Annotated in this window: 6 protein-coding genes and 1 tRNA gene; 2 read left to right on the plus strand and 5 right to left on the minus strand. The window is 34.5% G+C overall.

The genetic code is table 11. The features are described 5' to 3' along the window. Nucleotides 1-221: 221 nt before the first annotated feature. Together K9N40_12600 and K9N40_12605 are read left to right on the plus strand one after the other, a co-directional pair. Nucleotides 222-2069 (plus strand): PAS domain-containing protein, encoded by a 1848-nt coding sequence (locus K9N40_12600; protein MCF7815307.1) that lies wholly within the window; start codon nt 222-224, stop codon nt 2067-2069. 3 nt (nt 2070-2072) lie between these two features. Beyond that, entirely contained in the window at nt 2073-2432 is a 360-nt protein-coding gene (locus tag K9N40_12605) for a response regulator (GenBank protein ID MCF7815308.1), read from the plus strand. Between the two features lie 51 nt (nt 2433-2483). Here K9N40_12605 and clpX read toward each other — a convergent pair whose 3' ends face one another. The 5 genes from clpX to K9N40_12630 all read right to left on the minus strand — a co-directional run bounded on the left by clpX (nt 2484) and on the right by K9N40_12630 (nt 6812). Further along, nucleotides 2484-3725 carry an ATP-dependent Clp protease ATP-binding subunit ClpX gene (clpX, locus tag K9N40_12610; GenBank protein MCF7815309.1) on the minus strand — a complete coding sequence of 414 codons (1242 nt, stop codon included), beginning with the start codon at nt 3723-3725 and terminating at the stop codon, nt 2484-2486. Next, nucleotides 3722-4336 (minus strand): ATP-dependent Clp endopeptidase proteolytic subunit ClpP, encoded by a 615-nt coding sequence (clpP, locus tag K9N40_12615; GenBank protein ID MCF7815310.1) that lies wholly within the window; start codon nt 4334-4336, stop codon nt 3722-3724. The genes clpX and clpP overlap by 4 nt, the downstream gene beginning before the upstream one ends. Next, nucleotides 4337-5611, minus strand: a complete 1275-nt coding sequence (gene tig, locus K9N40_12620; protein ID MCF7815311.1) for a trigger factor — start codon at nt 5609-5611, stop codon at nt 4337-4339. 23 nt (nt 5612-5634) lie between these two features. Beyond that, nucleotides 5635-5721, minus strand: a tRNA-Leu gene (locus tag K9N40_12625). An 8-nt stretch (nt 5722-5729) separates the two neighbouring features. Continuing rightward, nucleotides 5730-6812: a tetratricopeptide repeat protein gene (locus K9N40_12630; GenBank protein ID MCF7815312.1), complete on the minus strand. Its 1083-nt coding sequence runs from the start codon at nt 6810-6812 to the stop codon at nt 5730-5732. Nucleotides 6813-7104 lie beyond the last annotated feature (292 nt).

Below are 7104 nucleotides of genomic sequence, written 5' to 3' on the forward strand. Positions count from 1 at the left end.
ACATATAGAGAAGTTTTTCAGAGCTTGTTTTGCCCATTTCGGAGTTAAATTTGGGTTTTTCGATCCATTTTTGTTGAGCGTCAATAAAATTGAAGGTTGTGAAATGGTTAAACTAAAATCGAGTTTTTAGAGGGGACTCGTGTATAAAATATATTTAAGTAATAATTTGACAGGAAAAAGAAAAATAATTTTATTCGTAGCAATTCAGAAATGGAGACGGTATGAAAATATTGGCGATTGATGATAACAGGGACAATATAATAACTTATAATGCTTTAATTTCACACTTGTTGCCAGATTGTAAAGTTTACACTGCAATGAACGGCAAAGATGGAATCGAAAAAGCGAAACGTGAACAACCCGATACTATTTTACTCGATGTGAAAATGCCAGAAATGGATGGATATGAAGCATGTAAAATATTAAAAACAAATGAAGAGACGAAGCACATTCCAATTATTATGATTACTGCAATTCGAACTGATCCTGAATCTCGCATTAAAGGTTTCAAAGCCGGAGCTGATTCATTTATTGGAAAACCGATAGATGAAGGAGAATTAGCTGCGCAGATAAATGTGATGCTGCGCATAAAAAAAGCAGAAGATAAATTGCGGCAAGAAAAGAAGAATCTGGAAACTCTTGTAGAAGAAATTACTCAGGAAGTTATCGAGAATCAGATACGAATGCAGATTCTTATCGATAATATTCCAGGAATTGTGTATCGTTGCGAGATTCATCCACCATGGCGAATGCAATATATTAGTAAAGAAGTTGAGAATATTACAGGATATAAACCTCAAGAATTTATCGACAGGAAGATAAACTGGAAAGATATCATTTTGCCAGAAGATAACAGCATAGTTTATGATGCAATACAGGAAGCATTGGGTTTGGGTAAGGAATTTGATATAGTTTATCGCATCATAAAACGAAATGGTGAGATTTTATGGGTACACGAAAAGGGAAGAAGTACGATTAAAAAAAATCATAACGACCCGGTTCTGGATGGAGTAATTTTTGACATAACTGAAACCAGAAAAGCTCAAAAAGAATTAGAATTAAAAAGTAAACACCTTACTTCTTTATTTGATAATCCTTCTGGATATATTTTATATAGAACCAGATTGGATAGAAACACCGGAAAAATAAATGTAGTTCATGTAAGTCCATCTTTTGCAAAAGTGCTGGGAATAAGAGAAGAAGATAAATTTGATTTTGAGAAATGGTTTACTCATGTTCATTCTCAAGATCTTCCTGAAGTATTGGCTGCAAATGAAGCAGGAATAAAACCTCCCTATAAATTTGAACAGATTTTTCGTTACGATCATCCTGAACTGGGAATTCGCTGGTTGGAAGTCCGTGCTACTGGGATGCCTTATGAAGACACCGAAATCATTGAATATGCAAATGGCATAATTTTGGATATTACTGAGCAGAAGAAAGCTGAGCAGAAATTAAAAAATTCTTTGAAAGAAAAAGAAGTTTTACTGGCAGAGATTCATCATCGGGTAAAGAATAATCTACAGGTAATATCCAGCCTGATTAGTATGCAATCACGAGCTATCAAAGATGAAGATTCTTTAAATAAATTTCGAAATACCGAATATCGCATTCGAACAATGTCGATGATCCATCAGAAATTGTATCAGGAAGGTGATTTCGAAAAAATTAATTTTAAAATCTACATCGGAAGTTTAACTGATTTTCTGATGAATGCTTACAAAATTTCAAAATTAAATATTGACTTGATCTTAAACATTGACGAATCCATTGAACTTAATATTAATAAATCAATTCCTATGGCGTTGATATTGAATGAATTATTTTCCAATTCCTTGAAATACGCATTTCCTGACGGGCAAAATGGTAAGATTAATATTACAATGCAGAAAGAAAAGGGAAAGTTGAATTTCCAATATAAAGATAATGGAGTGGGAATAGAAAAATCAAAAATAAATAAGGAATCATTGGGCATGAGTCTAATCGAAATATTGGCTGCTCAACTGGAAGCAAATGTAAACTTGGAAATAACAGATGGAATAAGATATCAACTAATTTTTAAAGGATAGATTATGAAGAAAATCTTAATTGTGGAAGATGAGCAAATCATTGCTCAAGACATAAAAATGCTGCTTGATATGGAAGGGTATGAAGTCATTTCAGTTCACGACAGGGGAGAGGAAGCTCTTAAACAAATAAAACAGGAAAGGCCTGACCTGGTTTTGGTAGATATCGATCTGCCTGGAAGAATGAATGGAATAGAACTTTCAAAGGAAATCGGACTTAAAATGGGTATTCCTGTGATCTTTGTTACAGCCTTTTCGGAAGCAAAAACAGTGAAAAAAGCGATGGAAACTAAACCTGCAGCATATATCATGAAACCCATTTTTGATGAAGACCTTCTAATCGAGATCAGGAAAGCATTAAAATAAAAATAGCCCGACAAATCGGGCTATCAAAAGTTATTATCTACAAATCTATATTTAAGCTGATTTACCGCTTTCTTTAGCTTGTTCAAAAGAGAAAATGGGATCACTTTCTCCTAAAACAACATCTCTTGAAATAAGACATTCTTTCAAATTATCCATTTCCGGAATATCATACATAATCTCGATCATAAATTTTTCCATGATCGCCCGCAGCCCTCTGGCACCAATCTTTTGGTGCAATGCTATATTAGCAATTTCTCGCAAAGCATCGACACTGAAATCGAGTTTAACATTTTCAATTTCAAATAACTTCTTATATTGTTTACAAATAGCATTCTTGGGTTTTGTTAAGATCTGGATCAAAGCATCCTGATCAAGTTCCTCCAGAGAACTGACAACAGGAATTCTACCAACCAATTCAGGTATCAAACCGTATTTTATCATATCATCCGGAATTGATTTACTGAAAAAATCGATATTTTCAAGATTTTCTACTTTTTGATCTACATCAAATCCGATTGTTTTCTTTTTCAGACGTTTTTTGATGATCTTTTCCAAACCAAAGAAAGCGCCACCAGCTATAAACAAGATGTTTTTTGTATCAACTTCGATGAATTCCTGCTGTGGATGTTTTCTTCCGCCTTTGGGAGGAACGTTAACTTTGGCACCTTCCAGTATTTTTAGAAGTGCCTGCTGTACACCTTCGCCAGAAACGTCTCTTGTGATAGAAGGAGTTTCGCTTTTGCGCGCGATTTTATCCAATTCATCGATATAGATAATTCCCTTTTCCGCTTTTTCAATATCGTAATTCGCATTCTGCAAAAGACGAACAAGTATGTTTTCCACATCTTCACCAACATAACCGGCTTCTGTAAGAGTTGTTGCATCAGCTATAGCAAAAGGAACTTTAAGAATTCTTGCCAAAGTTTGAGCAATAAGGGTTTTTCCAGAACCGGTTGGTCCGATCATCAGGATATTGCTTTTTTCTATATCAATATCATCATTTGGTTTTTGTTTAAATATTCTTTTATAATGATTGTAAACTGCTACAGAAATGATCTGCTTGGCAGAATCTTGGCCAATAACATATTGATTTAGAAGTTTATGGATTTCTTTTGGTGTAGGTAAAACGAAATTATCAAATTCATGTTTTTGATGATCTGCTTCGATAATTGTGCTGCACATATTTGTACATTCATCGCAGATATTTCCACTTATTCCTTTTATCAGGAAAGTCGTTTCGGCTTCGGTTCTACCACAAAAAGAACATTTATTAAGATTTGAAGAATCCACTATTTCTCTCCATTTTTGTTTTGTAATGATTCTTTTCTAGATTTTATTACTTCATCGATAAGACCATAATCTTTAGCTTCCCCGGAACTCATGAAGAAATTACGATCAGTATCTTTTTGGATTTGTTTCAGGGTCTTTCCAGTATGTTTATGCAGGATTTCGGCCAGAGTTTTTTTGTGATATAGAATCTCTTTAGTTTGAATTTCGATATCAGATGCCTGACCTTGCGCTCCACCCAGAGGTTGATGGATCATGATGCGGCTGTGGGGAAGGGCAAAACGTTTTCCAGGTTGACCGGCAGCAAGTAAAAGAGCTCCCATGCTGGCTGCATGTCCAATGCAGATAGTACTTACATCGCAGCGGATATATTGCATTGTGTCGTAAATTGCCAGACCGGAAGATACAATTCCGCCTGGGGTGTTAATATACATGTAAACGTCTTTTTCAGGATCTTCGGCAGCTAAATGCAAGAGCTGAGCAATTATTACATTGGCTACGTTATCATCGACGGGCGAACCGAGGAAAATTATTCGATCTTTCAGCAGACGGGAATATATATCGTAAGCTCGTTCTGTTTGGCCTTCCTGCTCTACAACGATGGGAACATATGGCATTTATTTCTCCTCTTTTTTCTTTTCTTCTTTTGGATATGGTACAAACTTAGATGATTTTTCAATCATATCCATCAGTTTCTTTTCTTCCAAAGCATATTTAAAATCATCACTCTCTATCTGCTTTTTATACATCTCTTTATATTTGTCAACTTCCATATTCAGATTTTCAGCAGCTTCTTTAATAGCGGCTTCCTTATCTTCATCGGTCAGTTCGATTTCCTGAGACTTCTTAAGAGTATCAATTATGAAATGATTTTTCAATTGGAATTCAGCGATTTTTTCATACATAGGAGTAATCTTTTCCAATTCTATTTTATATTGCTCAGCATAAGGTTTTGCCATGTTTTCAGCATAGTTTTTCACCATCGAAGCTGGAACGTCAAAAGGATTGTTTTCTACCAAAGCAGTAGCGATGCTCTGTTGTTTTCTTTCTGCATTATCTTTGGCCAGTTTTTTCTTAAGTTCTTCTTCGATCTTATTTTTTAGGTCTTTCAGAGAATCATATTCCAGGTCTTTGGCAAAATCATCATTCAGTTCTGGAAGTATCTTTCTTTTGATCTCTTTAATTTCAACCAGAAATTCACGATCTTTTATATCTTCACCAATTTCATCATCTTCCGATTCTTGAGAATTTGTGAATAATATAGTTTTTATTTCATCACCGACTTTGCAGCCACTCAAGTTTTTGTTGAATGTTTTGGAATAAGAATTGTCATCCAATGCAAAAACGCGCTGGAAATCTTTGGTAACGTTATCTTCATCATCCAAGAATTTGATCTTAGCAGTAATAAGATCACCTTTTTCTGCTTTTTCCACCGTTTCTTCAGTTGCTGTTTTCTGTCGGAAATCTTCGATTGTATCATCCACCATTTTCTTCTGGAATTTAGTTTCTTCAAAAGGAACTTTCAAACCTTTGAATTTTTCCACATTAATTGTAGGCATTATTTCATATTTGAAAGTGGCAACCAGTTCTTTTCCCTTTTCCCATTTCACATCGGTTAGTTCACCTTGATTTATAGGATTCTGTTTCTTTTCATCGATAGCTTTTTTGTAGAATTCACCTAACTTCTGATTGTAAAATTCTTCTTTGGCATGTTCACTATAATTTCTTTCAATCATATTCAAAGGTGCTTTCCCTTTGCGAAAGCCAGGAATTACTACATAATTTTTAAATTTTCGCAGTACTTTGTTATATTCCTGCAAAGCTTCATCTTTATCGACAGTAACCGTTATTTCTTTTTCACATTGTGTAATGTCTTTAATTTCGATTTTCACGAATTCTCCTTATAATGAAATCTTGGTGCGAAAGAGGGGACTCGAACCCCTACAGGATTGCTCCCACTGGATCCTAAATCCAGCGTGTCTACCAATTCCACCACTTTCGCACTGTATGTTATTTTTTCAATTTTTGTTTTGCCAGATTTATCAGCTGCTGTGCTTCTTCAGATTCTGGATTGATCTCTTTCCACTTTTCCGCATAGATCAGTACTTCATCGAATTTCTGATCTTGAGCCAGTCTGTAAGTCAAATTGGAAATAAAATCTTCCTGATCTGGTGCTATCTCAACAGCTCTCTTCAAATAATCTAATGATTTTTCATGTTGCTCAAGCTTTAGTGCAATATTACTATTATTAACCAGAGCATCCAGATTATCTGGTTCGATTTCTAAAACTTTTTCAAAAGCAGCCATCGTTTTTTCATCATCTTGAAGTCTCATGTAGCAGAGAGCCATATTGAAGTAATTATCAACTATATTGGGATTTATATCCGCAGCGTCCTGATACCACTTTATAGCTTCTTCAAACTGTTCTTTTTGAAAATAAATATTACCGATATTTGTACGAACATAATCATCCAGAGAATCAAGTTCTGCACTCTTTATCATGAATTGCAGAGATTCGTCTGGCATTTCCAGACGACTGTATGTGTAGGCTAGCATTTTTGTTGTTTGAACGCTGTCTGGAGCTATTTCATAAATATAAAGATACTTATCAAGAGCGGTTTGATAATCTTCATTATCGAAATAGTCTTTTGCTTCGTTGAAAAGCTTTACCCAGCAGCTCATAAGAAGTGGCTGAAGCTGGTCTTTGTAATCGTCAATATCTTGTTTACTGATTTGCTTTTTAAAGAATTTATTAGCAGCTTTTTCATCTGTTTGCTTCATAGTTTCGTATTCAGCATACAATTCGTCAATTTCATTTTGAGCTTTCATGAAATATTCATAAGCTTTTTTGTAATCTTTTTCCACATCGAAATAGATACTTCCAAGCTTTTTGAGTGTTTCTACATTATGAGGATTTGTAGCTAAAACTTCTTCATAAAGAGGAAGTGCTTTCTCATAACGTCCACCTTTTAAATGCATATTTGCAGAGCGAAGACTTTTTTTACCTTGTGCATTCAAATCTTGATCTGCAGCCCAAATACTGCAGGAAAGTACAACAAGAATTAATAATGCGATTAGACTTCTAAATTTCATTATTCCTCCCTTAAGAATAAATATTTATAAAACATAATTTTTCTTATGCAAATTTTTTTGTATAGTGATTCAGTCAAGAATTTTGTTAATCTGCTATAATTATAGGACTTAAACAAAAATGAAAATAAATTCATTTTGGAATAAAGAAAATTCTTAAATTTGACTATCACCGTGGCAGAGCCAAGGTGTATTTCACTAAATTTATTTCAGCAAGCTGAAAATCGAATTTTCATTATTTACCCCTCTGCCTTCGGCATCTCCCCTCAAACAGGGGAGAAATTTCGGAAAACCC

Source organism: Candidatus Cloacimonadota bacterium, assembly GCA_021734245.1.
In the GTDB taxonomy this organism is placed as follows: Bacteria; Cloacimonadota; Cloacimonadia; order Cloacimonadales; family TCS61; genus B137-G9.